This is a genomic window from Alterinioella sp. B-7, from assembly GCF_056857775.1.
Genome location: NZ_JBSXNT010000039.1, coordinates 810,772 through 833,645 on the forward strand (window position 1 = coordinate 810,772; position 22,874 = coordinate 833,645).

Here is a 22,874-nt window from a genome sequence, read left to right on the forward strand (position 1 = left end):
CGGGCCAAGGCTTTTCGAAAAGCCTCGTGAGGGCCTTCGAAGGCCCTTTGCGCACCCCCCGGAGTCAGTCTTTGTCCAGCCCCCGCGCGATCAGTTCCTTCATGATCTCGTTGGTGCCGCCATAGATCTTCTGCACCCGCGCATCGGCGTAAAGTTCTGCTATAAGATATTCGTTCATGTAGCCATAGCCGCCATGCAGTTGCAGGCACTCATCGACGATCTCGCATTGCGCCTGGCTGCCCCACCATTTCGCCATCGCGGCCTTTTCGGCCGTCAGCGTCCCCCGTTCCAGTTCCGCAAGGCAGGCGTCGAGGAAGGCGGCGAGGATCTCCACCTTGGTGGCACATTCGGCCAGCCTGAAGCGGGTGTTCTGGAAATCCATGATGCGCTGCCCGAAGGCGCGGCGTTCGCGCACGTAGTCCAGCGTCACCGCCAGCGCGCATTCGGAGGCGCCGAGCGCGCCGTAGCCCAGGATCAGCCGTTCCCAGGGCAGTTGCTTCATCAATTGATAGAACCCCTGCCCCTCCTCGTCGCCTAACAGATGCGTACGCGGGATGCGGACATTGTCGAAGCTCAGCTCCGCCGTGTCATTCCTGCGCATCCCCATCTTGTCCAGCTTGCGCCCGACGCTGAACCCCTCAAGCCCACCGGTTTCCACCACCATCAGCGAGACACCCTTTGAGCGCGATTTCGGGTCGGTCTTGGCGACGGTCACAATGAGGTCGGCGCTGGCCCCATTGGTGATGAAGGTCTTGGAGCCGTTCAGGCAGTATTCGTTGCCATCGGCAATCGCGGTGGTCTTGACCGCTTGCAGGTCCGACCCGGTGCCGGGTTCGGTCATGGCGATGGCGGCGACCATCTCTCCGCTTGCCAGTTTCGGCAGCCAGCGGGCGCGTTGCTGCTCGGTGCCATAGGCGGCGATGTAATGCGTGGCGATGTTGTGGACCGAGAAGCCCCACCCGCTGTCGCCGATGCGGCCCTGTTCCAGGAAGGTGACGACATCGAACCCGTAAGACAGGCCGAGGCCGCCATGTTCCTCGGGCACGGTCGCGCCGAGAATGCCGAGATCGCCCGCCTTGCGCCAGAAGTCCTTGGGGATCATCCCCGCCTCTTTCCAGGTGTCGCGGTTGGGCTGAAACTCCTCGCTCAGGAACCGTTTGACAGTGTCGGCAAAGGCGCGGTGGTCGTCGGTCATCCAGGCGTGGGTCGGCATGCTCTCATCCCCCTCTTGAGTCAGGGAATGGTGGCGCGGGGCGCGCGGTCTGGCAAGCCTCGCGCAACGTCAGGGACGGGGCACGGTGCCCTCCGCAATCCAGCCGTCGAGGATCTCAAGCGCCCGTTCGGCAAAGCCCGTGTCGTTGATATGCAGGTCCAGCGCCTCATAGCCCGGAGCCTCCGACAGCGCCCCGGCCAGTTGCGCCAGCCCGTCGGGGTCATGGAACGGGCCGCCGGGGCGGTCCCATTCGTCGATGCCTTGAATGGGCATGAGAACACGCACCGGGCCTTTCGCAGCGGCGGCCTTCCGTGCGATTTCGCGGCCTGCTTGCGCCTTTTCCTCATGGCTCATGAGCGCGCAGGCGATCAGGCGGTTATGGGCGTGGATCTCGCGGTCCGCGAAACGCGGGTCCGGGTCGGCCCAGGCCTGCATGTCAATGAGGCTGACGCCGCCCGGTGCGATGATCTGGGGAATCCCCGCGCGCCCTGCCGCGGTGAGGCGGGTGGCCCCGGCGCTGACGACCGAGCCGTGCAGGTGGTTCGACACCTCGACCAGCGAGAAATCCATCACGCAGGCAAAGGCCCCCTTGGCGGCCAGCGCCTCGAACGCCTGCCCGCCCATGCCGGTGGTGTGGAAGATCGCGACCTCGAAACCGCGCGCCTCCAGCGCCGGTTTCAGCGCCTTGATGTATTTGAGCGACGAGGTGCCGAGCGAGGTCATGCCGATGACGGGGCGTGTCGCGTCCGGGGCTTCGACCGCGCGGGCCGCGCCTACCACGGCCCCGGCCGCCTGGCTGAGCGAGGATTTGCAGATCGCGTTGAGGCCATAGAGCCCGCCCGCCCAGAGGATCATCATCACGTCGGGCGCGATGCGGGGGCCGGGCAGGAGCGGCGAGAAGGCCACCGTGGTCACGATCACCTTGGGAAAGCCCATCGGCAGGGCGTTGCACACGTCAAGCGCCAGATCGGTGCCCATGGTGCCGCCAAGGATCAGGATGCCGTGGACCTTGCCCGCCTGCTGCAAGCGCTGCGCCAGTGCCGCCGCCCCTTCGGAGGTCTTGGCCATGGCGAGGTTCTCGTCACCAAGCGCGATGATGTCCGCGTTGGTGGTGTTCGCGGCCTCGGCCACCTCGTGCCGCGTGATGTCGACATGGGCTTCGGGCTCGCCCAACACGCCGACATCCATCACCAGAGGGCGCGCGCCCTGGCCGGTGATGCAGTCCGACAGATAGCGCATCTCGTCCGATTTTGTGTCGCCGGTTCCCAGGATCAGGATCGTCTTGTCGCTCATCTTATCCTCCCCTGTTTCTTCAGCCCGCCGCCGTGAACCCGGCATCGAGCGCGTCGATGATGGCGCTTGCATCGGCTTCATCAAGGATCAGCGGCGGCGAGAGGATGATGTTGGGGCCGGAGACGCGGATCATCACACCCTCGGCATAGGCGGTTTCCTGAACCTTCGCCATTCTCGGCCCCGGCGCAGGCGCCTTGCTGTCTCGGTCGGCAACACATTCCAGTGCCGTCATCATCCCGTGCCCGCCGCGTACATCGCCGATGAGCTCGTGCTTTTCCATCAGCCGTTTGCAGCCCTCGTAAAGCTGCGTGCCGCGCGCGGCGGCATTTTCGATGACGTTCAGGCGTTTGGTTTCCTCCAGACAGGCTAGCGCCGCCGCAGCCCCGACCGGGTGGCCGGAATAGGTGTAGCCCGAACCGATGGAGCCGGTGGCGTCGGTGGAGGTCTCGAAGGCGTCAACCAGACGTTCCGAGATCATCACGCCGCCCATCGGGAAATAGGCGTTGGTGATGGCCTTGGCGAAACAGGTCATGTCGGGCTGCACGCCCCAGAGGCGGCTGCCGGTCCAGGCCCCGGTGCGGCCGAAGGCGGTGATGACCTCATCCGCGATAAGCAGGATGCCGTTGCGGTCGCAGATCTCGCGGATCATTGGCATCAGGGTTTCATGCGGCGGGATCACGCCGCCCGCGCCGAGGATCGGCTCCATGATGAAGGCGGCGATGGTGGTGGCGCCGTTAAAGGCGATCTCGTCCTCCAGCGTGGCGGCGATCAGTTGCGCCAGCTTCGCGGGGTCGGTCTCGCCGAACGGGTTGCGGTAGGGGTAGGGCGCGGGGATGTGGATGCAGCCGGGCAGGAGCGGCTCGTAATTGCGCCGGAAATTGGCGTTCCCGTTGATCGAGGCGCCGCCCCAATGGGTGCCGTGATAGCCCTTCTTGAAGGAGATGAACTTGACCCGTTCGCCCTCGCCGCGCAGCTTGTGATATTGGCGGGCCAGCCGCAAGGACACGTCGATGCTGTCGGAGCCGCCGGAGGTGAAGAAGGCGCGGGTCAACCCGTCCTCGGCGAACCACTCGCGCAGCTCATAGGCCAGTTCGATCGCGGGGCCGGGCATGGTGCCCCGAAAGCTGGAATAATAGGGCAGGGTCTGAAGCTGGTCGGCGATGGCCTGTTTGATCGGCTCGCAGGAATAGCCGAGATTGGCGTTCCAGAGGCCCCCAACGGCGTCGATCATGGAATGGCCGTCGATATCGGTGATGCGCACGCCCTCGGCCCCGGTGATGATCCTGGGCGGGTTGTCCTTGACCTCGGCGGGGTTGGCCATTGGCTGCCAGAGATGCTTGGTGTTGTTCTCGGTCAGGAAATTGTGGTCACGCATCGGTCACTCCTTCACGTCATCGGCGGGGAATTGGGGGAAATCATCGGGCAGCGCCCCGCCACAGGCGCCGGACAGTTTCCGGGCGGCGGTGCGCAACTCGCGCAGGATCAGCGCCTCGGCGCCGTCGCTGGCGCGCGCCTTGGGCAGGGCGACGGCCACCGCGCCGCAGACAGCGCCGGATGGCCCGAAATAGGGCAGGGCGAGGCCGACGACCTGATCCTCGTAGGTTTCGCCGGCGCGCGCGTATCCATTGGCGCGGGCCTGGTCCACGCGGGCGCGGATCGCGGCGGGATCGGTGATGGTCTTGGCGGTGTGGCCGGTCAGCGGGGCCTTCAGCGCGGCATCGGTGACATCGGGATCGGCGAAGGCAAGGTAGACAATGCCCGAGGCGGTGGCGTGAAACGGCAGCACCTCGCCGGGGTCCAGCACGACGCGGTTGGAGCGTTTGCTTTCCACCCGGTCGATATTGGCGAGCACACCGCCCGACAGGGCCGAGACATGCGCGGTCTCGCCGGTCTTCTCGACCAGGCCGTGCAGGATATCGCGCACCGCGCGGGCAAAGGGGAAGCTCGATTCGCGGACCTGGGCAAAACGCAGGAAGGCGGGGCCCAGATGGTAGGCGCGGGTGGCCGCGTCCTGTTCGACGAATCCCTTCGCTTCCAGCGAGTTGAGGAATCGCAGCGTGGTGGCCTTGTTGAAGCCGCTCAGCCGGGCCAGCTCGCTCAACCCCGCCGCGCTGCGCCGCTCGGTGAAAAAGCCAAGCAGCGTCAAAGCCTTGTCAACGGTAGAGGAGGTGTTGGCCATGCTGATCCCGAATGGATGACGCCGCAAAGCAGGGCATCGGTTCATATAATCGTTGACAGAAAGCCATCCGATACGCAACACTTATCGCACCAACGGTACAATAAATGAACCAATTGAGATTTTGGGAGACGATGATGATCAAACAGATAGCCGCCGCCGCTCTGGCCCTTGGCGTGTCCGCGACCGGGGCGCTTGCCGAATATCCGGACCGGCCCGTATCCATCGTGGTGCCGTTCCCGCCGGGCGACCTGGAGGATGTGCTGACGCGCATGGTCGCCGAGGATTTCCAGGAAGCCTACGGCGTGCCCACGGCGGTCATCAACGTGCCCGGCGGTGGCGGTGGCCCCTTTCCCGGCGCGGTGCAGGTGGCCAACGCCCCGGCGGATGGCTCGGTCATCGGCTCTTTCGTGGTCGCGGTGCCGGTGGTCGGCCCGAACCTCGGCATCCCTGAGCTGTCGCCGAACCCGTTCGAGCCGCTCGGCATCTTCCTGACCTATCCTTTCGTCATCGCCGCCTCGGGCGACGCGCCCTATTCCACGATGCAGGAACTGGCCGATTACGCGCAGGACAACGACCTTGTGCTTGGCCATTTCGGCGCACCGCTGGTGCCGACGCGAGTGACGCTGGCGCTGGCCGACCGGATGGGGTTTTCCTACGGGTCTGACGCCGCCTTCGATGCGCTGGATTGCAATACGCTGGCCTCGGGCGACGCGGATGTGATCAACACGACGCTGCAACTGATCCTGCCCTGCCTGGATGATGTGACGATCCTGGCCTCGGTCACAGGCGAGCGCATCTCGATCCTCGATGACGTGCCGACCGTGGCCGAGATCGAGCCGAGCCTGAACCTGTCGCTGTGGAACGGCCTGTTCGTGCATCGCGACACCCCGCAGGAGGTGCGCGATGCGATCATCGCGGTCGCGCGGGAGACCATGGCCAGCGAGCGGGCGCAGACCCTGGCCGAGGAAACCGGCGCGCTGATCTACTGGCAGAACGCCGAGGAGGCGACGGCCCAGATCGAGGCCGATACGGACGTCATCAACGGCCTCTGAGCCCCTGAAACCCAACCCCGCCGCCCGACCCGGTGGCGGGGCGAGTCCCTGCCAGGAGGTTCCCCGATGTCGGGCAATTCGGACAGTGTCGGCCTGCCGCAGATCCAGCGGCGCACCGGCGACACGGTTTTCGGCGCGATCTGCCTCCTGGGTTCGCTGGTCCTGTTTTCACAGATGTGGAGCCAGACCGCCTGGGTGAACGGCCAGGGCTTTGCCGCGCAGCCGGGCTTCTGGCCGCGCCTTGCGGTCAGCGGCATGGTGCTGTTTTCCGCCATCAACCTGGCAATGTCCTTCCGTGACCCGAGCAGCGAGGAAAGGCTGATCTCGCTTGGCGAGGAAATCTCGCTCTGGCTGCGCAGCATCGAGTTCGCCCTGTGGTTCATGGCCTATGTGCTGATCACGCCCTATGTCGGCTACCTGCCCGCGTCGCTGATCTTCACCGTCGCGCTGACCGCACGCTGTGGCTATCGCTCGCCCCAGGCTTTCGTGGCGGCGGCGCTGACGGCCTTGGCCACGGTGGTGCTGTTCAAGTCCTTCCTGCAGGTCCGCATTCCGGGTGGGGCGCTTTATGAAAGCCTGCCCGGCGCGATCCGCAATTTCTTCATTCTCTACCTGTAAGGGGCGCACGGCATGGAGCTTCTTCTTTCCGGGTTCGAGCTGATTGCCCGCATCGACGTGCTGATCGCGCTTGTGATCGGGTCGGTCGGCGGCGTCATCATCGGCTCGATCCCCGGTGTCGGGCCCGCCGTGGCCATCGCCATCCTGCTGCCTGCGACCTTTTCTCTCGATCCCATTGTCGGGCTGACGCTGCTTCTGGGCATCTACGGCTCGTCCATGTATGGCGGCGCGATCCCCGCGATCCTGATCAACACGCCGGGGACCGCCGCCAATGCGCTGACCACATATGACGGCTACCCGATGACGAAGCGGGGACAGGCGCATCGGGCCTTGTCGCTGGCCTATTCGGCGTCGTTCGCGGGGGGCATCTTCTCGGTCGTCTGCCTGATCGTCCTGACGCCGGTTCTGGCCGCCGTCGCGCCCCTGTTCGGGTCGCGCGAGATCTTCCTGGCGGCGCTTCTGGGCATCGTCCTGGTCATCGTCACGCATCGCGGGCAGACCACGATCGCGGCCTTCCTCGTCTCGTTCGGCATCTTCCTGAACACCATCGGGCTGGAGCCCATCCGCTACACGCAGCGCTTCACTTTCGGGCAGACATGGCTCACCTCGGGCATAGACCTGATCGTGGTTGTCCTGGGCCTTTTCGCCATCAGCCAGGCATATTCCCTGCTGATCGGGCGCGACGACAGCCCGAAGGCGCCCAAGCTGACCGGGTCGGTCTTTACCGGCATGGGCGAGCTGTTCCGCCACAAGCGCGTGGCGCTCTTCTCCTCCGGGTCCGGCGTGGTCATGGGCATCATCCCCGGCGTGGGCGAGTTCCTGGCGCAGTTCTTTTCCTATTCCTACGCCTCCAACACCTCGAAGACGCCAGAGGAGTTCGGCAACGGATCGCCCGAGGGGCTGATCGCGTCGGAAGCCGCCAACAACGCCGTGCCGGGGGCCGCGATGATCCCGCTACTGGCGCTTGGCATCCCCGGCGAGGCGCTGACCGCGATGATGCTGTCGGTGTTCTACGTCCACAACGTCGTGCCCGGCCCGCAATTGTTCGAAAGCCAGCCGGAGTTCGTCGTGGCGCTCTACCTCGCGCTGCTGATCCTCAATATCCTGGTGCTGATCTTCCTTTCCGTGGCGACCAAGGGCATCCTCCAGGTCATCCGCATCCCGACGCGGTTCCTCGGCGTGATCGTCCTGACGCTCAGCTTTGTTGGGGTCTACAGCTTGCGCAATTCGGCAACCGATTGCGCGCTGGCCGCAGGCTTCGGGATCATTGGCTATATCCTCAAGCGGTTGAACCTGCCGGTGGTGCCGATCATCCTGGGCATGGTCCTGGGTGGCATCATGGAGACGCGGCTGCGCACCTCCATGGCGCGGGTGAACAGCCCGCTTGATTTCATCGACCGGCCCATCGCGGCGATCCTGTTCGGCTTGATCCTGCTGGCGGTCGGTCTGCACCTGCGCAACCTGTGGCGCAGCCGGAAAGGTATGTAATGAAACAGTCCGATATCGACCTCTTGCGCACGCAACCCATCCGCCCGCAATCCCTGCTGATCGGGGGGAAATGGCGCGATGCCTCGGACGGGGGCCGCCGCGATGTGATCAGCCCGATAGACGGCGCGCTGCTGACGACGCTGGCCGAGGGAACGCAAGCCGATGTGGATGCCGCCGTCTCCGCCGCCCGCGCGGCGTTCGAGACTGGCCGCTGGTCGCGCATGGCCCCGGCAGGCCGCAAGGCGGTGCTGCTGAAATGGGCGGGTTTGATCGAGGAGAACGCGCTGGAACTGGCCGTTCTGGGCGTGCGCGACAACGGCACCGAGATCGGCATGGCGCTGAAGGCGGAACCGGGATCGGCCGCCGCGACGCTGCGCTTCTACGCCGAGGCCATCGACAAGGTGCCGGGCGAGATCGCGCCGACCGGCGACGATGTGCTGGCGCTGGTCCATCGCGATCCGATCGGTGTGGTGGGGGCGATCGCGCCGTGGAACTTCCCGCTGATGATCGCGGCGTGGAAGCTGGGGCCAGCGCTGGCGGCAGGCAATTCCGTGGTGCTGAAACCGGCGGAAACCGCGTCGCTGTCGCTTTTGCGCATGGCCGAACTGGGGCTTGAGGCCGGACTGCCCGAGGGTGTCCTGAACGTCGTCACCGGGGCCGGACCGGTCGTGGGGCAGGCGATGGGGCTGCATATGGATATCGACGTGCTGGCCTTCACCGGGTCCGGCGCGACGGGGCGGCGTCTGCTGGAGTATTCCGCCCGGTCGAACATGAAACGCTGCTACCTGGAGCTTGGCGGCAAATCCCCCAATATCGTCTTCGCCGATGCGCCGGATCTGGAGGTTGCCGCGCAGGTCTGCGCGAACGGCATCTTCCGCAACTCCGGGCAGGTCTGCATCGCGGGTTCTCGCCTGATCGTGGCGGAGAGCATCCGCGAGGATTTCCTGGCCCGCGTGGTCGAGATTGCCGGGGCCCTCAAGGTGGGCGACCCGCTGGACTTGCAAAACGATGTCGGCGCGGTGCATTCCGAGGCGCAGTTACAGGGCAATCTGGCCATGGTCGAGGCGGCCCGCGCGGCGGGCGGCACCGTCATGGGGGGCGGTGCGCGCATCCACGAGAAGTCGGGCGGTTTCTACATGTCGCCTGCCGTGATCGACGGGTTGGGGCCGGAGGCGGATATCCACCGCAAGGAAGTGTTCGGCCCGGTCCTCGCGGCGGTCTCGTTCAAGGATGGGGCCGAGGCGCTTCGCCTCGCCAACGCGACCGATTTCGGGCTGGCGGGGGCGGTCTGGACCTCTGATCTTTCTACCGCGCATCGCATGACGCGCGGCATCAAGGCGGGCCTCCTGCACGTCAACACCTATGGCGGCTCGGGCGTGAACGTGCCGATGGCGGGGATGAAGCAATCCGGCAACGGGGTCGACAAGTCGCTGCACGCGTTGGACAAATATGTCGACCTCAAAACCGTCTGGATCAAGCTGTGAGGGGACGCACATGCCGGTAGGAAACATGATCGTGGCACTTGAAGGCACCCCCGCATCCGACACGGCGCTGGCGGCCTCCATCGCGTTGCAGAAGGCGCATGGCGCGCATCTGACGGGCTACATCGCGCTGGCTGAACGGGCGGTGCTGGAAGATGGCGGCCAGAACTGGGTGCCTGCCGCGATCCGCAAATCCCTGCGCGGTGCCGCCGAGGAGGCCGTGGCCCGGATCGAGGCGCAGTTTCGCGCGGCCACCGCCGATCTGCCCGAGGACAAGCTTCACCTCATCCGGGGACCGCGCGCCAGCGACAGCGGCATGGCCGAGGCGTCGCGATTCTTCGATGTCACGCTGGTCGGGCTGATGGGCGAGGGCAGCCCGTCGACCGGCCTGCACCCGGATCGCATCGCGCTCATGTCCGGGCGGCCCGTGCTGGCCTTTCCCAAGGGCGCGGATACGACGAGGCTGGCCGATCACGCCATGCTGGCCTGGGATGGAAGCCGCGCCGCCGCCCGCGCGCTGCACGCGTCATTGCGGCTGCTGGAGACCGGGACGCGGGTGACCGTGGTGACCGTGGGCGAGCCGAAGAAAACCGAGGTGGAGGCCGACGGGCTGGATCCGAAGACGACGCTGGAGCGGCAGGGGCTGACGGCTGACTGGATCACCGTGCCGCAGGGCCGGGGCGGGATCGCGCGGACGCTGTTGCACCATGCCTCGGTGCTCGGGGCGGGCCTGCTGGTGATGGGGGCGTTCGAGCATTCCAAGTTCCGCGAAGACATCTTTGGCGGGGTCACGCACGATGTGATGGCGCAGACACGGGTTCCGGTGTTCCTGGCACATTGACCGGGGCGTGCGTGGCGACGCCGACGGCCTCCTCCAGCGCGCGCAAGGCCCGGTCCAGCACCTCGCGATCCTCGGGGCCGAGCCGTTTGAGAAGCTGCGCCTCGCGCTCGCGCAGCGGATTGACCAGCTCGCAATAGGAGCGTTGACCCAGATCGGTCATGCTGATGATCTCGGAGCGGCGGTCGCTCTGCACTTCGTCGCGGCGGATCCAGCGGCGCAGTTCCAGCGCCCGCACCGCGCGGCTGACCTTGGTCTTGTGCTGCGCGGAGTGATGCCCGAGCGCCGTCGCCGTGGCCGGTCCGATGTCGGCCAGGGCGGCCAGAACCCGCCATTCGGGGCGGTTGAGGCCGAAGGCATCCTTGTAGACCGGCTGAATCTCGGCGCTCAATGCCTCGGACAGCCGGGCAAGGCGATAGGGGAGGAAATTTTCGAGTGTAAGTCCCATCGATCTCTTGTTAGTTACAAAAATTATAGTCACATATGCAACCAAATCGCGCGCGACCGCAAGGGGATTCGATTCCCGGCGGACAGGAAAAAGGAGACAGACGACATGGCCAAGGCCTTTGCATCCCAGGGAGACACCGGGGAAAAGACCATCAGCTTCACCGAAGTGGGCGAGGGGCTATATGCCTTCACCGCCGAGGGCGACCCCAATTCCGGCGTGATCATCGGCGATGACAGCGTCATGATCGTCGAGGCGCAGGCCACACCGCGCCTGGCCCGCATGGTGATCGAGAAGGTCCGCGAAGTGACCGACAAGCCGATCAGTCACCTGGTGCTGACGCATTATCACGCCGTGCGCGTGCTTGGCGCCTCGGCCTTCGGCGCCGACACCGTGATCATGACCGACAAGGCACGCTCCATGGTGGTCGAGCGCGGGCAGGAGGATTGGGACAGCGAGTTTGACCGCTTCCCGCGCCTTTTCGAGGGCCACGAGGAGATCCCCGGCCTGACCTGGCCCACCACGACCTTCACCGGACGCATGTCGGTCTACCTGGGCAAGCGCCGGGTCGATATCATGCAGGTGGGCCGCGCCCATACGGCGGGCGATGCGGTGATCCATGTGCCGGATCAGAACGTGATGTTCACCGGCGATATCGTCGAATATCACTCGGCCTGCTATTGCGGCGACGGCCATTTCGCCGATTGGCAGGGCACACTGGACAATATCCGGGCCTTCGATCTGGACGCCATCGCGCCGGGGCGCGGCGATGCGCTGGTGGGCCGCGATATGGTCAATGCCGCGCTGGACACCACGGGCGATTTCGTACGCTCCACCTACCGCCCCGCCGCGCGGGTGGCCAAGGGCGGCGGCACGCTGAAGGAAGCCTGGGACGCGGTGCGCGCCGAGTGCGATCCGAAGTTCAAGGATTTCGCCATCTACGAGCATTGCCTGCCCTTCAACGTGGCGCGCGCCTATGACGAGGCGCTTGGCATCGAGACGCCGCGCATCTGGACGGCAGAGCGCGACAAGGAAATGTGGGCCGCGTTGCACGGCTGAAGATCGGATTTTTGGGAGGAATGACGACAATGCTGGATGATCGCTATACCCTGGCCTTCAAGCTCTACCCTTACGCAAAGGTGGCGGACCAGGACAGGGATGCCCCCGTCCGTCACCCGGTCGTGGTGATGGGTGGCGGCCCGATCGGCATGGCCACGGCGCTGGATCTGGGGTTGCAGGGCATCCCCGTGCTGGTGCTGGATGACCATGAGGGCATCGGCATGGGCTCGCGCGCGATCTGCTTTTCCAAGCGCTGCCTGGAGGTTGCCGACCGCTACGGCTGCGGCGAGGCGATGCTGGACAAGGGCGTGGTCTGGAATGTCGGCAAGGTGTTCCACGATGACCGGCAGGTGTTCGAGTTCAACCTGCTGCCCGAGAAGGGGCACAAGTTCCCCGCCTTCATCAACCTGCAACAGCCCTATTTCGAACGCTTCATCATCGACCGCATCTGGCAGGCCCAGAAAGAGGGCGCGCCGATTGAGATCCGGGGCAAGAACCGGGTCGATGCGGTGGAGGAGCACGGGCGTTACGTCACGCTGGACGTGATAACGCCGGATGGCCCCTACAAGGTCGAGGCCGATTGGCTGATCGGCTGCGACGGGGCCGGATCGCCCCTGCGCAAGATGCTGGGACAGGAGTTTGAGGGCCGCGTCTTCGAGGACAACTTCCTGATCGCCGACATCAAGATGCAGGCCGATTTCCCGGTCGAGCGCTGGTTCTGGTTCGACCCCTATTTCAAATCGGGCGATTCCGCGCTGCTGCATTCGCAGCCTGACGGTGTCTGGCGGATCGACTTCCAGCTTGGCTGGGATATCGACCGCAAGGAAGAGCTGAAACAGGAAAATATCGACCGGCGGCTGAAGCAGATGCTTGGGGACGATGTCGAGTATGAGATGGTGTGGTCCTCGATCTACACCTTCCAGTGCCGCCGGATGCGGGAGTTCCGCCATGGCCGCGTGATCTTTGCCGGCGATGCCGCGCATCAGGTGTCGCCCTTTGGTGCGCGCGGGGCCAACTCCGGCATGCAGGACGTCGATAACCTGGGTTGGAAACTGGGCCTGGTGATCGAGGGCAAGGCCCCCGAAAGCCTCTTGGACACCTATCACGAGGAACGCAGCTTCGGCGCGGATGAGAACATCCTCAACTCGACCCGCGCCACCGATTTCATCACGCCGAAGACGAAGATGAGCCGGATTTTCCGCGATGCGGTGCTGGACCTGTCGGAAGATCACGCCTTCGCGCGGCCATTTGTCAATTCGGGCCGCCTGTCGGTGCCCTGCACCTATGACGGGCTGTCCCTGAACGGCCCCGATGAATTGCCAGGCGGCCCCGCCCGCAGCCGCGTGGGCAGCGCCTGCCCGGATGCGCCGCTTGGGGGCGACTACCTGCTTGGCAAACTGGGCGGCAGCTTCACCATCCTGACCATCGACGCCGACGCGCCCGAGAGCGTCGAGGTGGACGGCATCACCGCGACGCGGCTGGCGCTCTCGGCTTCGGACGATGCGACCGGGGCCCTGGCCGAGCGCTACCTGGGCGATGCGGAATCCGCCGTCTACCTGATCCGCCCCGACCAGCATGTCGCGGCGCGATGGAGCACCTGCGATGAAACCGCCCTGCGCGCCGCCCTGCGCCATGCCTGCGGAAAGGATTGAGACGATGAACGCGCTGAACACGACCGCCAATATCAACGATCCCGACGGGTTCTATGCCGAGCTTATCGCCGCCCACCAGGGCCTCAGCGATGACGAAAGCGAAGCCTTCAACGCCCGGCTGATCCTGACCCTGGCCAACCATGTCGGCGACCGCGAAGTGCTGCGAGAGGCGCTTGCCGTCGCCGCGAAAAAGGAGTGATGTCATGAAGATCGAGAAAATCCACCACGTCGCCTATCGCTGCAAGGACGCGAAGGAAACCGTGGAATGGTACAGCAAGATGCTCAACATGGATTTCGTGCTGGCCATCGCCGAGGATCACGTGCCCTCGACCCACGAACCCGACCCTTACATGCATATCTTCATGGATGCAGGCAACGGCAACGTGCTTGCCTTCTTCGAGCTTCCGACCAAGCCCGAAATGGGCCGCGATCCGAACACGCCCATCTGGGTCCAGCACATCGCCTTCCGCGTCAAGGACCGCGACACGCTGATGGAATACAAGCAGCATCTGGAGGCAAACGGCGTCGAGGTTCTGGGCGTCACCGATCATTCCATCTTCCACTCGATCTATTTCTTCGATCCCAACGGACACCGCGTCGAACTGGCCGCCCCCGACCCCGAGGAAGAGGCGCTGATCAAGCGCATGGACGAGGTCAAATGGGACATGCTGGAGGAATGGAGCCGCACCAAGAAGGCCCCGAAACATGCCGAGTGGCTGCACCAGAAAGAGTTGAGCAAAGTCTGAAGCGCGCGACCCGTGAAGGCGGGGCCAAGGACTGACAGGAGACGAGCGATGAACAGGGAAACCAATGATTTCGTGCGGGCGACGTCCCGCGCGAAATACAACGAAGGCTACATGCCCGGTTTCGGCAATGACTTCGAGACCGAGGCCGAGGAGGGCGCGCTGCCCATCGGGCAGAACAGCCCGCAGCGCTGCCCCTACGGGCTCTATGCCGAGCAACTTTCGGGCACGCCCTTCACCGCGCCGCGCGCATCGAATGAGCGCACCTGGCTCTACCGGATGCGGCCCACGGTGCAGCATATCAGTGACATGGCGCGGGTGGAGCTGCCGCATTTCCGCTCCGCTCCGACGGCGGATGAAAGCGGGTTGCCACTGGCCCCGATGCGGTGGGATCCGGCGCCCATCCCCGAGGATGCGGGCACCTGGATCACCGGCATCCGCACCATCTCCACCGGCGGCGACGTGCTGACCCAGGTGGGCTATGCGATCCACACCTACGCGGTGACGGAAAGCATGGAAACCGAGGTCTTCTACAACGCCGATGGCGAAATGCTGATCGTGCCCGAGGTGGGAAATCTGCGCTTCTTCACCGAGATGGGCGTGATCGACGCGGGCCCCGGTGAAATCGTGGTCATCCCGCGCGGGCTGAAATACAAGGTGCTGCTGAACGGCGACGACAAGGCGCGCGGCTATATCTGCGAAAATTACGGCGGCGCCTTCACCGTGCCGGAACGCGGGCCGATCGGGGCCAACTGCATGGCCAACCCGCGCGATTTCCTGACGCCGCTGGCCGCCTATGAGCGCAAGGACGGCGTGACCCATCGTGTCACCGTCAAATGGTGCGGCCAGTTCCATGCCTGCGAGATCGACCACAGCCCCCTGGACGTGGTGGCCTGGCACGGCAATTACGCGCCCTACAAATACAACCTGCGCCACTATTCGCCGGTCGGCCCGATCCGCAATGACCATGCCGATCCCTCGATCTTCACCGTGCTGACCGCGCCGAGCGGTGAGCCGGGGACCGCGAATATCGACTTCGTGATCTTTCCGCCGCGCTGGCTGGTGGCCGAGGATTCATTCCGCCCGCCCTGGTATCACATGAACATCATGTCCGAGTTCATGGGGCTGATCGAGGGCGTCTATGACGCCAAACCGCAGGGCTTCATTCCGGGCGGCATGAGCCTGCATAACATGATGCTGCCGCACGGGCCGGATGCGGATGCGTTCTACGCGGCCTCGCTGAAAAAGCTGGAGCCGGAGAAGCTGGACAACACCATCGCCTTCATGTTCGAGACCCGGTTCCCGCAGCAACTGACCAAATACGCCGCCGGGCTGGACACGTTGCAGGTGAAATATCCCGACGTCTGGAAGCCCCTGCGCAACCATTTCGACCCCAACCGCAAGGTCTGGACCGGCGAATAGGCAGGTCGCTTTCCGGCACCGCAACAGCGCCCCCATCCGTATGATTGCGGGTGGGGGTTTTCGTTCATCAACTTGTCGGAAATCTGGTCGGGCTGAGAGGATTCGAACCTCCGACCCCCTGCTCCCGAAGCAGGTGCGCTACCAGGCTGCGCTACAGCCCGACCGTGTCGCGCGGGATAGCCGGGGATGGGCGCCTTTGCAAGAGGGGAATGCGGGGCGCGCCGCTTGATCCCGCCCGCATTCCCTGCAAGAACGCTTGAAACGGACATGACGGGCGATCCCATGGAAAAAAACGCATCAATCCTGCTGACCGGCGGCACCGGGTCCTTCGGATCCCATTTCGTGCCGATGACGCTGGAGAAATACGACCCCGCCCGGCTGATCATCTATTCGCGCGACGAAATGAAACAGTGGGAGATGGCGAAGAAATTCGGCGACGATCCCCGCGTGCGCTTCTTCATCGGCGATGTGCGCGACCGCGACCGGCTTTACCGCGCGCTGGACGGGGTGGATTACGTGGTTCATGCCGCTGCCACCAAGATCGTGCCGACCGCCGAATACAACCCCTTCGAATGCGTCAAGACCAATATCAACGGCGCGATGAACCTGATCGACGCCTGCATCGACAAGGGCGTCAAGCAATGCGTGGCGCTGTCGACAGACAAGGCGTCCTCGCCGGTCAACCTCTACGGGGCCACGAAACTGGCCTCGGACAAGCTGTTTGTGTCGGGCAATTCCTATGCGGGTGCGGGTGGCTGCCGCTTTGCCGTGGTGCGCTATGGCAATGTCATGGGCTCGCGCGGCTCGGTCATCCCGTTCTTCAAATCGCTGCCCGACACTGCGCCGCTGCCCATCACCGATCCGCGCATGACGCGGTTCATGATCACCCTTCCGCAAGGGGTGGAATTGGTCTGGCATGCCTTCGAGGACATGATCGGGGGCGAGATCTACGTCAAGAAAATCCCCTCGATGACGATCATGGACATCGCCAGGGCCTGCGTGCCGGGGGCCGAGACCGAGGTGGTCGGCGTGCGCCCGGGCGAGAAGCTGCATGAGCAGATGATCGGCGAGGAGGACGCGCCGCATACCTACGAATATGACGAGCATTACAAGATCATCCCGGCCATTCACAACTGGTCGAAAGACCCGGTGCGTATCAAGAACGGCGTGAAGGTTCCGGAAGGGTTCTCCTATGTCTCCGACACCAACGAGGATTGGATGCGCGTCGAGGCGCTGCGCGACTGGATCGACGAGAACGCCGATACGATCGGGCATTTCTGACGTGTCGGGCGCGGGCTTCATCCCTTACGGGCGGCAGGATATCAGCGAGGAGGATATCGCCGCCGTGGTCGATGTGCTGCGCTCGGATTTCCTGACCCAGGGCCCCCAGGTGCCGACGTTTGAGTCCGCGATAGCCGAGGTGACCGGCGCCGCTCATGCCGTCGCCGTCAACTCCGCCACCTCGGCGCTGCATGTCGCCTGCCTCGCGCTCGGGCTGAAACCGGGCGGGCTGGTCTGGACCGCGCCCAACACCTTCGTGGCCAGCGCCAATGTCGCGCGGCTCTGCGGGGCCGAGGTCGATTTCGTCGATATCCGCGACAGCGATTACTGCATGGACCCTGACGCGCTCGAGGCAAAGCTGGCGCATGCGGAGCGTAAGCCCGACATCCTGATCCCGGTCCATTTCGCGGGCCAGTCGGCGGATATGAAACGGATCGGCGCCATTGCGAAGGCCCATGATATCCGCGTGATCGAGGATGCCAGCCATTGCATTGGCGGCCGCTATGACGGCTTGCCGATCGGGGCCTGCCCCCATTCCGACATCTGCGTCTTCAGCTTCCACCCGGTCAAGATCATCACCACCGCCGAGGGCGGCCTTGCCACGACGCAGGACAAGGCCCTTGCCGATCTGATGGGGCTCTACCGCAGCCATGGTGTGACGCGCGACCCCGACCTGATGGCGCGCAAGCACGCCGAGCCCTGGGAATACGACCAGGTGGCGCTCGGCCTCAACTACCGCATGACCGAGATGCAGGCCGCCTTGGGCGTCACCCAGGCCGCGCGGCTGGACGACTTCATCGCGCATCGGCACAAGATGGCCCGCCGCTATGATGCGGCACTGGCCGACCTGCCGCTGATCCTGCCATGGCAGAACCCTGACAGCCATTCGGCGCTGCATCTTTACCCGATCCTGATCGACACGGATAAAACCAACCGCACGCGGCGCGAGGTGTTCGACCACATGCGGGCGGCCAATATTGGCGTGAACGTGCATTACCAGCCGGTCCACACGCAGCCCTATTACCTGTCGCTCGGCTTCAGGCCCGGCGATTTCCCGGTCTCGGAATGGGTGTACGCCCGCGCCCTGTCGATCCCGCTCTATCACGGCCTCACCGAGGCCATGCAGGACCGCGTCATCGCCGCGCTAGGGGATGCGCTCCGTTAACCCCACATCAAGGTTAACGCGCCGCCCCCCTTCTTTGTTCGTCAAATATCCTCGCCGAAGGCAACCGTCCAAAGGACGGTCCCTGCGACAGCTGCCGCCCTCACACAGCCTCGCCCAGTTTCGCGAACAACTCGGATATCTCGTTATCCTTGGTGTTGATCTCGCGCACCAGTTCCAGCGTGCCTTCCGGGTCGGCGCGCAGTGCCACGCGCAGCAGGTTCATCCAGTTGACGTTGTTCTTGGTGCGGACCTGCTCGATGGCGTCGATCAGTTTCAGCTTCTCTTCGATCTGCTCGGGGGTCATGTGTCTTTCCTCTTTGAGAACCAGTCCATCCCACCCTCGTGATGGGTATAGGTGAAGCCCGCCGCCTCGAAGGCCCGGCGCGAGGCGGCATTGTCGGGGCGGATGCGGGCGACGAAGGGTCCGCGCCCGTCAGTGGCCAGCCGCAGGATCGGCGTGGCCAGACCGTGACCGCGTGCGGCAGGCGCAAGCGTGATCGAGACCTCGGTGCGTTGCCCGCCATCCAGCCGCACGGTGCCCTGCGGCACGCGATCCTCGGCGATCAGGATGCGGCGCGAGGGGTCGGCCAGTGCGGCCTCAAGCCAGGCCAGGTGATCCTCCCACGCCACCGGGTCACGATTGACCGAGGCCGCCCGCGTCACCGGATCGTTGCGCCAGTCAAAGAGGCGCTCTGCATCCTCCATCGTCGCGGGGCGCAGCCTCATCTGGGCGCGAGGTCGTCATAGGTGATGGGGTCGTATTGCGTCACGTCGCGCGCCAGCTTGCGGTTGATCAGGGCCGGTTTGTCGCTGACCGGCACGCCCGCATTGGGCCGCACGAAGCGATAGTCGCTCCAGGTCAGGACCTCCCCGGCCTTGAGGTCGCGCAGCGCGAAGGCCGAGCGGCGAAACGCGGCGCGGTTGCCGGCCTCGGCTTCGGCGGTATCCTTGGTCGCCGTCCCGCGCGCTACCTGCAACTTGTCCACGCCGTCCCTGATCTCGCGCAGGATCTCGGGCGTCGCGGAAAAGCGGTGATCGGGGCCGGGGCGGGTCATGTCATCGGTGAAGTGCTTCTCGATCGCGACCGCCCCCATGGCCGAGGCCAGGAGCGCCGCATCCGGGCCGATGGTGTGGTCGGAGAACCCGACATGGCGCTGGAACCGCGCCCGCAGCGTCGCCATCGAGGCCAGGTTCACCTCCTCGATCGGCGCGGGGTAGGAGGACACGCAATGCAGCAGCACGACAGGCCCCGCATTATGTTTGTCCAGCACCTCCATGGCGTGATCGACCTCGCCCAGATTGGCCATGCCGGTGGACATGATGATCGGCTTGCCCGTGGCCGCGACCTCGATCAGCAGGTCGTCGAAGGTCATCTCGAAACTGGCGATCTTGTAGACGGCGCAGCCGAGGCTTTCCACGAACTCCATGTCGCGGGGGTCGTAGATCGAGGTGAACGGCACCAGCCCGCGGTCGCGCGCGCGCTCGAAAAGCGGCGCGTGAAACTCCATCGGCATGCCGGCATTGTTGTAGAGATCATAGAGGTTGTCGGTGCCCCAGACCGGGTCGATCTTCATCGACGGGTGGCTCGAGGGCACCGTCAGGCTGTCGGCATTGTAGGTCTGGAACTTGACGCAATCCCACCCGGCATCGGCGGCGATATCGACGAGCCGCAGGGCCAGGTCGAGGTCGCGGTCATGGTTGGCGGAAAGCTCGGCGATCAGGAAGGGTTTCTTGCCTTCGCCCAGGGTGAAATGTTCGATCTGAACAGGGTCTATCATGTAACTGTTGTCTCTTGGACCTTGGCGAAGGTCAAGGCGCTGTGATCTCGCCCGCCTCGATCAATGCGCGGCCCATGTATTCGGCGCGGGTCCAGTCCTCGGCAGTGTCCAGATCCTGCACCCGGTGGCGCGGGATCGGCACCGGCACCGTGCCCGCGCCGAAAAGCGATCTGTCCGAAAACCACGCATCCCGCGTGCCCCAGGCGAAGAGGGCGGCGTCGTGATAGGCCTCGGGCAGGTCTTGCGAGCGGGTCTGTTCATGCTCGGGATAGAACATCTGCAACCGGTTTTCCGGTGTCACCCCCACGGCGCGCTGGATCGGGAAGGGGAAGGACGTGACGGAAAGGGCGAAATCCGCCCCCTCCAGCGCGTCGAGGCCCCGGCGCAGATCTTCCGGCCTCAGGAAGGGTGCGGTGGCGTAGATCAGGCAGGCGGTGGTGATCACGCCGGGCAGGGTCCACATCGCGTGACGGATCACGGGCACGACGCCGGTGTAATCGTCGGACAGGTCATCGGGCCGCATCAGCGCCTCGACCCCCGCCGCCTTGGCGCAATCGGCGATGTCGGGATCGTCGGTCGAGACCACGATACGGTCGAACTTATGGGTTTCCTTGGCCGCCGCGATCGGCCAGTGCAGCATCGGATGGCCGAGGAATTCCTTGATGTTCTTGTGCGGGATGCGCTTGGAGCCGCCCCTCGCGGGGATGATGGCAACGCGGGTCATGGATGGCCCTCCTGCGGGTCGAATGTGTGCGGGGTGCGGCCATCCAGAAGGTCGAGGATCGCGCGGGCCGCCTCGGGCGCGTTGTCCTCATCGGGGGTGTCGGTGTCGGCGCGGGCGAAATGGCGCTGGACATGGCCGGAATGCGAGCGCGCCTGAAGGATGCCCGCGAACCGTTCCACCGCCGCGCGGGTGGGGGTGCCCGCAAGCACCTCGTCCAAGGTCAGGCCGGGCCGGTAGCGCGTCACGCCGGGGGCCTCGGCCCACCAGGTCGCGCCGAAACAGATGACCGGCTTGCCCGCCAGCACGCCTTCCCACCCGACGGTGCCGGAGATGTTCGCGACGGCCTGCGCATGCGCCAGCAGGGTCTGGCTGTTGGCATGGCTCGGCATCAGGCGCACCTGTCTGATCCGCTCCATCCGGTGAAAGAACAGCGGGCTGCGCATCTTGCCCGTCTGCTTGGGGTTCTCCTTCACGTAGATCAGGTGCCCCTCGGGCAGCATTTCGGCCAACCGCTCCACCGCCAGAAGCTGATCGCGATAGCGCCCGCCCAGGCTGCTGGTGGTCATCTCGGGCTGCATCTGGAGGGGGAAGTAGACGAATGGCGCGTCAAGCTTCGGCTCGGTCTCCTCGGCCTCGGCGAGATAGTCGAAATAGGCCAGGTGATCGGTGTGGAAGAAATGAAAGAACGGATCGCGCCATTCGGGGAAGCGTCCGGCGGTTCGTCGCATCCGGCGCAGAAGACGGGTCATGTAGACGGGGTTGAGCAGCTTGAGCGGCGCATTGACCAGGTGATGCGCGATCATCTGACCGACACCGCGCAGGGACAGCCCGCCGGGGGCATCGCGGTCCTGCCCGATGCCCTTCATGTAGAAGAGGTCCGGCGCACCCTCGGGCAGGGGCGCGGGTGCGGCGTCGTCATCCGAGGGTCGGGGCGTCATGTGGCCGAGGTCCATCGCAGAGCGCATCGAGAAGAACTGGCGCGGAAAGAAGCTCTGCCGCAGGATCAGCACCTTCAGCCCAAGCGCCTGCGCCGTCTGCGCCAGGCAGGTGTCGTAGAACATATGCGGGATGTCGAAGAAGAGGACATGGGTGATCCCCTCGCGCAGCAGCATTTCACCCATCACGTCATGCGCGATATGGGTGATGTGCTGGTAATCCTGCACATCCCTCAGCCCATGAAACCCATAGGCCATCTGGTCCGAGCCGCGCGTGAGGTTGTCGATCGCCTCCCACAGGGCCGCCTCCATCCCCGGTCCGGTCTCCAGCGCCGAGGCCGCGCCGGTGAAACGGTCGCCCTGCATCAGGTCGCCGCGCCGGCCCTGGACGCTGCGCATCCGCAAGAAGTTGTTGGCCTTGTAGTCGGCATCCTTTCCGCCGAGATGCACGATGTGCTCGATCCGGTCCCCGGCCACCTCCCGCAGGGCCTCCAACGTCTTCACGCTGTGTTCGGCGGTGGCGACCACGGCCAGGCGGATCGGGGCCGGATCGGTCATTCCTTGCGCCCGTCCTTGCGGTGTTTCAGGCCCAGGTAATCGGCCACCCGCAGCGTCGTCGCGGTGCCGCCACGAGTGCGCGAGCGCTGAACGGGCCGTGTCGATCCGCCACCGCGCCGCTCCTCGCGGAGCACGATGTAGATGCCGGAGGCCATGATGATCGCGGTGCCGATCAGCGTCATCCGGTCCAGTGTTTCGTCGAAGAAGAGCGCGCCGAAGAGGCTGGCCCAGATGATCTGCGAATACTGCATCGGCGCCACGATCACGGCGGGGGCCTCGCGGTAGGCGATGACCAGGCAGCCCACGGCGGTCAACGCCAGGAAGGCGACGACGGCGGTGGCCCCGAGGTTCACCAGCTCCATTGGGACATAGAAGAAGGGCAGGAAGGCCGCCATCACCAGAAGGTTCACGATCAGCGGATAAAGCTGCAGCACCACGGTGCGTTCATCGCGCCCGATCTTGCGCATGATGATCGAGTTCAGCGACGATCCCACCGCGCCGATCAGCGCCGCGATATGACCCTCCGAGATCTCCGCCGCGCCCGGTTGCAACACCACCAGGACACCGGCCAGCCCGACCACGATGGCCGCCCCGCGCCGCAGCCCGACACGTTCGCCCAGGATGGGGATCGCCATCAGCGTGATCAGAAGCGGCATGGAAAAGAGGATCGGGTAGACCTGCGTCAGCGGCAGTACCGAAAAGGCGTAGAACGTGGCCAGCCCGCTGACCGCCGAGCAGGCGGTGCGCCCCGCCGTCCACCACGGATGCACAGGGCGCAGCGATCCGCCATCCGCATCGCGGATCAGCATGAAGATGATCAGCGGAAAGCTGAACAGGACCGAGAAGAAGATGATCTGCGGCGACGAGATGGAGCCGCCCAGGAACTTGATCACCACGTCATGGGTGGAAAACAGCGCAAAGGCCAGCAACGCGAATAACGCGCCGCGCAT

The 22,874-nt window shown here is 65.0% G+C and carries 23 protein-coding genes and 1 tRNA gene; 12 read left to right on the plus strand and 12 right to left on the minus strand.

Going from position 1 to position 22,874, the window contains the following annotated elements; all coding sequences use genetic code 11:
* Nucleotides 1-64: 64 nt before the first annotated feature.
* The 4 genes from AC13C7_RS18965 to AC13C7_RS18980 all read right to left on the minus strand — a co-directional run bounded on the left by AC13C7_RS18965 (nucleotide 65) and on the right by AC13C7_RS18980 (nucleotide 4,685).
* Entirely contained in the window at nucleotides 65-1,195 is a 1,131-nt protein-coding gene (locus tag AC13C7_RS18965; protein ID WP_482868385.1) for an acyl-CoA dehydrogenase family protein, read from the minus strand.
* A gap of 87 nt (nucleotides 1,196-1,282) precedes the next feature.
* Nucleotides 1,283-2,506 carry a Tm-1-like ATP-binding domain-containing protein gene (locus AC13C7_RS18970; RefSeq protein WP_482868386.1) on the minus strand — a complete coding sequence of 408 codons (1,224 nt, stop codon included), beginning with the start codon at nucleotides 2,504-2,506 and terminating at the stop codon, nucleotides 1,283-1,285.
* 19 nt (nucleotides 2,507-2,525) lie between these two features.
* Complete coding sequence (locus tag AC13C7_RS18975; protein WP_482868387.1) at nucleotides 2,526-3,881, minus strand: aminotransferase class III-fold pyridoxal phosphate-dependent enzyme; 1,356 nt, start codon at nucleotides 3,879-3,881, stop codon at nucleotides 2,526-2,528.
* Nucleotides 3,882-3,884: 3 nt separating this feature from the next.
* Nucleotides 3,885-4,685 carry an IclR family transcriptional regulator gene (locus AC13C7_RS18980; RefSeq protein WP_446117206.1) on the minus strand — a complete coding sequence of 267 codons (801 nt, stop codon included), beginning with the start codon at nucleotides 4,683-4,685 and terminating at the stop codon, nucleotides 3,885-3,887.
* 131 nt (nucleotides 4,686-4,816) lie between these two features.
* Here AC13C7_RS18980 and AC13C7_RS18985 point away from each other — a divergent pair, with 131 nt between their 5' ends.
* The 5 genes from AC13C7_RS18985 (at nucleotide 4,817) to AC13C7_RS19005 (ending at nucleotide 10,165) form a co-directional block, all read left to right on the plus strand.
* Entirely contained in the window at nucleotides 4,817-5,737 is a 921-nt protein-coding gene (locus AC13C7_RS18985; RefSeq protein ID WP_446117205.1) for a tripartite tricarboxylate transporter substrate-binding protein, read from the plus strand.
* 66 nt (nucleotides 5,738-5,803) lie between these two features.
* Nucleotides 5,804-6,355 (plus strand): tripartite tricarboxylate transporter TctB family protein, encoded by a 552-nt coding sequence (locus AC13C7_RS18990; protein WP_482868388.1) that lies wholly within the window; start codon nucleotides 5,804-5,806, stop codon nucleotides 6,353-6,355.
* A gap of 12 nt (nucleotides 6,356-6,367) precedes the next feature.
* Nucleotides 6,368-7,843, plus strand: coding sequence for a tripartite tricarboxylate transporter permease (locus AC13C7_RS18995; RefSeq protein WP_482868389.1), 1,476 nt, complete (start codon nucleotides 6,368-6,370; stop codon nucleotides 7,841-7,843).
* A complete protein-coding gene (locus tag AC13C7_RS19000) occupies nucleotides 7,843-9,327 on the plus strand; it encodes an aldehyde dehydrogenase family protein (RefSeq protein WP_482868390.1) in 1,485 nt (494 codons plus the stop codon). Before AC13C7_RS18995 ends, AC13C7_RS19000 begins: the two co-directional genes overlap by 1 nt.
* Nucleotides 9,328-9,337: 10 nt before the next feature.
* Nucleotides 9,338-10,165 carry a universal stress protein gene (locus AC13C7_RS19005; protein ID WP_482868391.1) on the plus strand — a complete coding sequence of 276 codons (828 nt, stop codon included), beginning with the start codon at nucleotides 9,338-9,340 and terminating at the stop codon, nucleotides 10,163-10,165.
* Here AC13C7_RS19005 and AC13C7_RS19010 read toward each other — a convergent pair.
* Complete coding sequence (locus AC13C7_RS19010) at nucleotides 10,113-10,610, minus strand: MarR family winged helix-turn-helix transcriptional regulator (RefSeq protein WP_172319941.1); 498 nt, start codon at nucleotides 10,608-10,610, stop codon at nucleotides 10,113-10,115. The genes AC13C7_RS19005 and AC13C7_RS19010 overlap by 53 nt on opposite strands.
* Nucleotides 10,611-10,715: 105 nt before the next feature.
* Between AC13C7_RS19010 and AC13C7_RS19015 the strand changes: the two genes are divergently transcribed.
* Genes AC13C7_RS19015 through hmgA form a run of 5 tightly spaced genes read left to right on the plus strand, consistent with a single transcriptional unit; the run spans nucleotide 10,716 to nucleotide 15,483 of the window.
* A complete protein-coding gene (locus tag AC13C7_RS19015; RefSeq protein ID WP_482868392.1) occupies nucleotides 10,716-11,666 on the plus strand; it encodes an MBL fold metallo-hydrolase in 951 nt (316 codons plus the stop codon).
* A 29-nt stretch (nucleotides 11,667-11,695) separates the two neighbouring features.
* Complete coding sequence (locus tag AC13C7_RS19020; RefSeq protein WP_482868393.1) at nucleotides 11,696-13,318, plus strand: FAD-dependent oxidoreductase; 1,623 nt, start codon at nucleotides 11,696-11,698, stop codon at nucleotides 13,316-13,318.
* 4 nt (nucleotides 13,319-13,322) lie between these two features.
* Nucleotides 13,323-13,517, plus strand: coding sequence for a DUF2783 domain-containing protein (locus AC13C7_RS19025; protein ID WP_482868394.1), 195 nt, complete (start codon nucleotides 13,323-13,325; stop codon nucleotides 13,515-13,517).
* A gap of 4 nt (nucleotides 13,518-13,521) precedes the next feature.
* Complete coding sequence (locus tag AC13C7_RS19030) at nucleotides 13,522-14,064, plus strand: VOC family protein (protein WP_446122188.1); 543 nt, start codon at nucleotides 13,522-13,524, stop codon at nucleotides 14,062-14,064.
* 48 nt (nucleotides 14,065-14,112) lie between these two features.
* Nucleotides 14,113-15,483, plus strand: coding sequence for a homogentisate 1,2-dioxygenase (gene hmgA, locus AC13C7_RS19035; protein WP_482868395.1), 1,371 nt, complete (start codon nucleotides 14,113-14,115; stop codon nucleotides 15,481-15,483).
* An 84-nt stretch (nucleotides 15,484-15,567) separates the two neighbouring features.
* Here the strand turns inward: hmgA and AC13C7_RS19040 are convergent.
* Nucleotides 15,568-15,644, minus strand: a tRNA-Pro gene (locus AC13C7_RS19040).
* Nucleotides 15,645-15,750: 106 nt separating this feature from the next.
* On the opposite strand from AC13C7_RS19040, the gene pseB reads away from it, so the two are divergent.
* Nucleotides 15,751-16,764: a UDP-N-acetylglucosamine 4,6-dehydratase (inverting) gene (gene pseB / locus AC13C7_RS19045; RefSeq protein WP_482868396.1), complete on the plus strand. Its 1,014-nt coding sequence runs from the start codon at nucleotides 15,751-15,753 to the stop codon at nucleotides 16,762-16,764.
* Nucleotide 16,765: 1 nt separating this feature from the next.
* A complete protein-coding gene (gene pseC / locus AC13C7_RS19050) occupies nucleotides 16,766-17,929 on the plus strand; it encodes a UDP-4-amino-4,6-dideoxy-N-acetyl-beta-L-altrosamine transaminase (RefSeq protein ID WP_482868397.1) in 1,164 nt (387 codons plus the stop codon).
* A gap of 100 nt (nucleotides 17,930-18,029) precedes the next feature.
* On the opposite strand, the gene AC13C7_RS19055 is transcribed toward pseC, so the two are convergent.
* Genes AC13C7_RS19055 through AC13C7_RS19080 form a run of 6 tightly spaced genes read right to left on the minus strand, consistent with a single transcriptional unit; the run spans nucleotide 18,030 to nucleotide 22,874 of the window.
* Nucleotides 18,030-18,233, minus strand: a complete 204-nt coding sequence (locus AC13C7_RS19055; RefSeq protein ID WP_172319935.1) for a hypothetical protein — start codon at nucleotides 18,231-18,233, stop codon at nucleotides 18,030-18,032.
* The gene (locus tag AC13C7_RS19060) at nucleotides 18,230-18,655 is read right to left on the minus strand and encodes a GNAT family N-acetyltransferase (protein WP_172319934.1); all 426 of its coding nucleotides are present in this window, start codon (nucleotides 18,653-18,655) and stop codon (nucleotides 18,230-18,232) included. The genes AC13C7_RS19055 and AC13C7_RS19060 overlap by 4 nt, the downstream gene beginning before the upstream one ends.
* Nucleotides 18,652-19,707, minus strand: a complete 1,056-nt coding sequence (locus AC13C7_RS19065; RefSeq protein WP_482868398.1) for an N-acetylneuraminate synthase family protein — start codon at nucleotides 19,705-19,707, stop codon at nucleotides 18,652-18,654. Before AC13C7_RS19065 ends, AC13C7_RS19060 begins: the two co-directional genes overlap by 4 nt.
* 31 nt (nucleotides 19,708-19,738) lie before the next feature.
* Nucleotides 19,739-20,431, minus strand: a complete 693-nt coding sequence (pseF, locus tag AC13C7_RS19070) for a pseudaminic acid cytidylyltransferase (RefSeq protein ID WP_172319932.1) — start codon at nucleotides 20,429-20,431, stop codon at nucleotides 19,739-19,741.
* A complete protein-coding gene (locus tag AC13C7_RS19075; RefSeq protein ID WP_482868399.1) occupies nucleotides 20,428-21,924 on the minus strand; it encodes a capsular polysaccharide export protein, LipB/KpsS family in 1,497 nt (498 codons plus the stop codon). The genes pseF and AC13C7_RS19075 overlap by 4 nt, the downstream gene beginning before the upstream one ends.
* Nucleotides 21,921-22,874 carry a DMT family transporter gene (locus AC13C7_RS19080; RefSeq protein ID WP_482868400.1) on the minus strand — a complete coding sequence of 318 codons (954 nt, stop codon included), beginning with the start codon at nucleotides 22,872-22,874 and terminating at the stop codon, nucleotides 21,921-21,923. Before AC13C7_RS19080 ends, AC13C7_RS19075 begins: the two co-directional genes overlap by 4 nt.

Bases quoted from the DNA above. Each gene is read 5' to 3' on its own strand.
- AC13C7_RS18965 (WP_482868385.1), bottom strand. From the start codon at position 1,195: ATGACCGACGACCACCGCGCCTTTGCCGACACTGTCAAACGGTTCCTG.
- AC13C7_RS18970 (WP_482868386.1), bottom strand. From the start codon at position 2,506: ATGAGCGACAAGACGATCCTGATCCTGGGAACCGGCGACACAAAATCG.
- AC13C7_RS18975 (WP_482868387.1), bottom strand. From the start codon at position 3,881: ATGCGTGACCACAATTTCCTGACCGAGAACAACACCAAGCATCTCTGG.
- AC13C7_RS18980 (WP_446117206.1), bottom strand. From the start codon at position 4,685: ATGGCCAACACCTCCTCTACCGTTGACAAGGCTTTGACGCTGCTTGGC.
- AC13C7_RS18985 (WP_446117205.1), top strand. From the start codon at position 4,817: ATGATGATCAAACAGATAGCCGCCGCCGCTCTGGCCCTTGGCGTGTCC.
- AC13C7_RS18990 (WP_482868388.1), top strand. From the start codon at position 5,804: ATGTCGGGCAATTCGGACAGTGTCGGCCTGCCGCAGATCCAGCGGCGC.
- AC13C7_RS18995 (WP_482868389.1), top strand. From the start codon at position 6,368: ATGGAGCTTCTTCTTTCCGGGTTCGAGCTGATTGCCCGCATCGACGTG.
- AC13C7_RS19000 (WP_482868390.1), top strand. From the start codon at position 7,843: ATGAAACAGTCCGATATCGACCTCTTGCGCACGCAACCCATCCGCCCG.
- AC13C7_RS19005 (WP_482868391.1), top strand. From the start codon at position 9,338: ATGCCGGTAGGAAACATGATCGTGGCACTTGAAGGCACCCCCGCATCC.
- AC13C7_RS19010 (WP_172319941.1), bottom strand. From the start codon at position 10,610: ATGGGACTTACACTCGAAAATTTCCTCCCCTATCGCCTTGCCCGGCTG.
- AC13C7_RS19015 (WP_482868392.1), top strand. From the start codon at position 10,716: ATGGCCAAGGCCTTTGCATCCCAGGGAGACACCGGGGAAAAGACCATC.
- AC13C7_RS19020 (WP_482868393.1), top strand. From the start codon at position 11,696: ATGCTGGATGATCGCTATACCCTGGCCTTCAAGCTCTACCCTTACGCA.
- AC13C7_RS19025 (WP_482868394.1), top strand. From the start codon at position 13,323: ATGAACGCGCTGAACACGACCGCCAATATCAACGATCCCGACGGGTTC.
- AC13C7_RS19030 (WP_446122188.1), top strand. From the start codon at position 13,522: ATGAAGATCGAGAAAATCCACCACGTCGCCTATCGCTGCAAGGACGCG.
- hmgA (WP_482868395.1), top strand. From the start codon at position 14,113: ATGAACAGGGAAACCAATGATTTCGTGCGGGCGACGTCCCGCGCGAAA.
- pseB (WP_482868396.1), top strand. From the start codon at position 15,751: ATGACGGGCGATCCCATGGAAAAAAACGCATCAATCCTGCTGACCGGC.
- AC13C7_RS19055 (WP_172319935.1), bottom strand. From the start codon at position 18,233: ATGACCCCCGAGCAGATCGAAGAGAAGCTGAAACTGATCGACGCCATC.
- AC13C7_RS19060 (WP_172319934.1), bottom strand. From the start codon at position 18,655: ATGAGGCTGCGCCCCGCGACGATGGAGGATGCAGAGCGCCTCTTTGAC.
- AC13C7_RS19065 (WP_482868398.1), bottom strand. From the start codon at position 19,707: ATGATAGACCCTGTTCAGATCGAACATTTCACCCTGGGCGAAGGCAAG.
- pseF (WP_172319932.1), bottom strand. From the start codon at position 20,431: ATGACCCGCGTTGCCATCATCCCCGCGAGGGGCGGCTCCAAGCGCATC.
- AC13C7_RS19075 (WP_482868399.1), bottom strand. From the start codon at position 21,924: ATGACCGATCCGGCCCCGATCCGCCTGGCCGTGGTCGCCACCGCCGAA.
- AC13C7_RS19080 (WP_482868400.1), bottom strand. From the start codon at position 22,874: ATGCGCGGCGCGTTATTCGCGTTGCTGGCCTTTGCGCTGTTTTCCACC.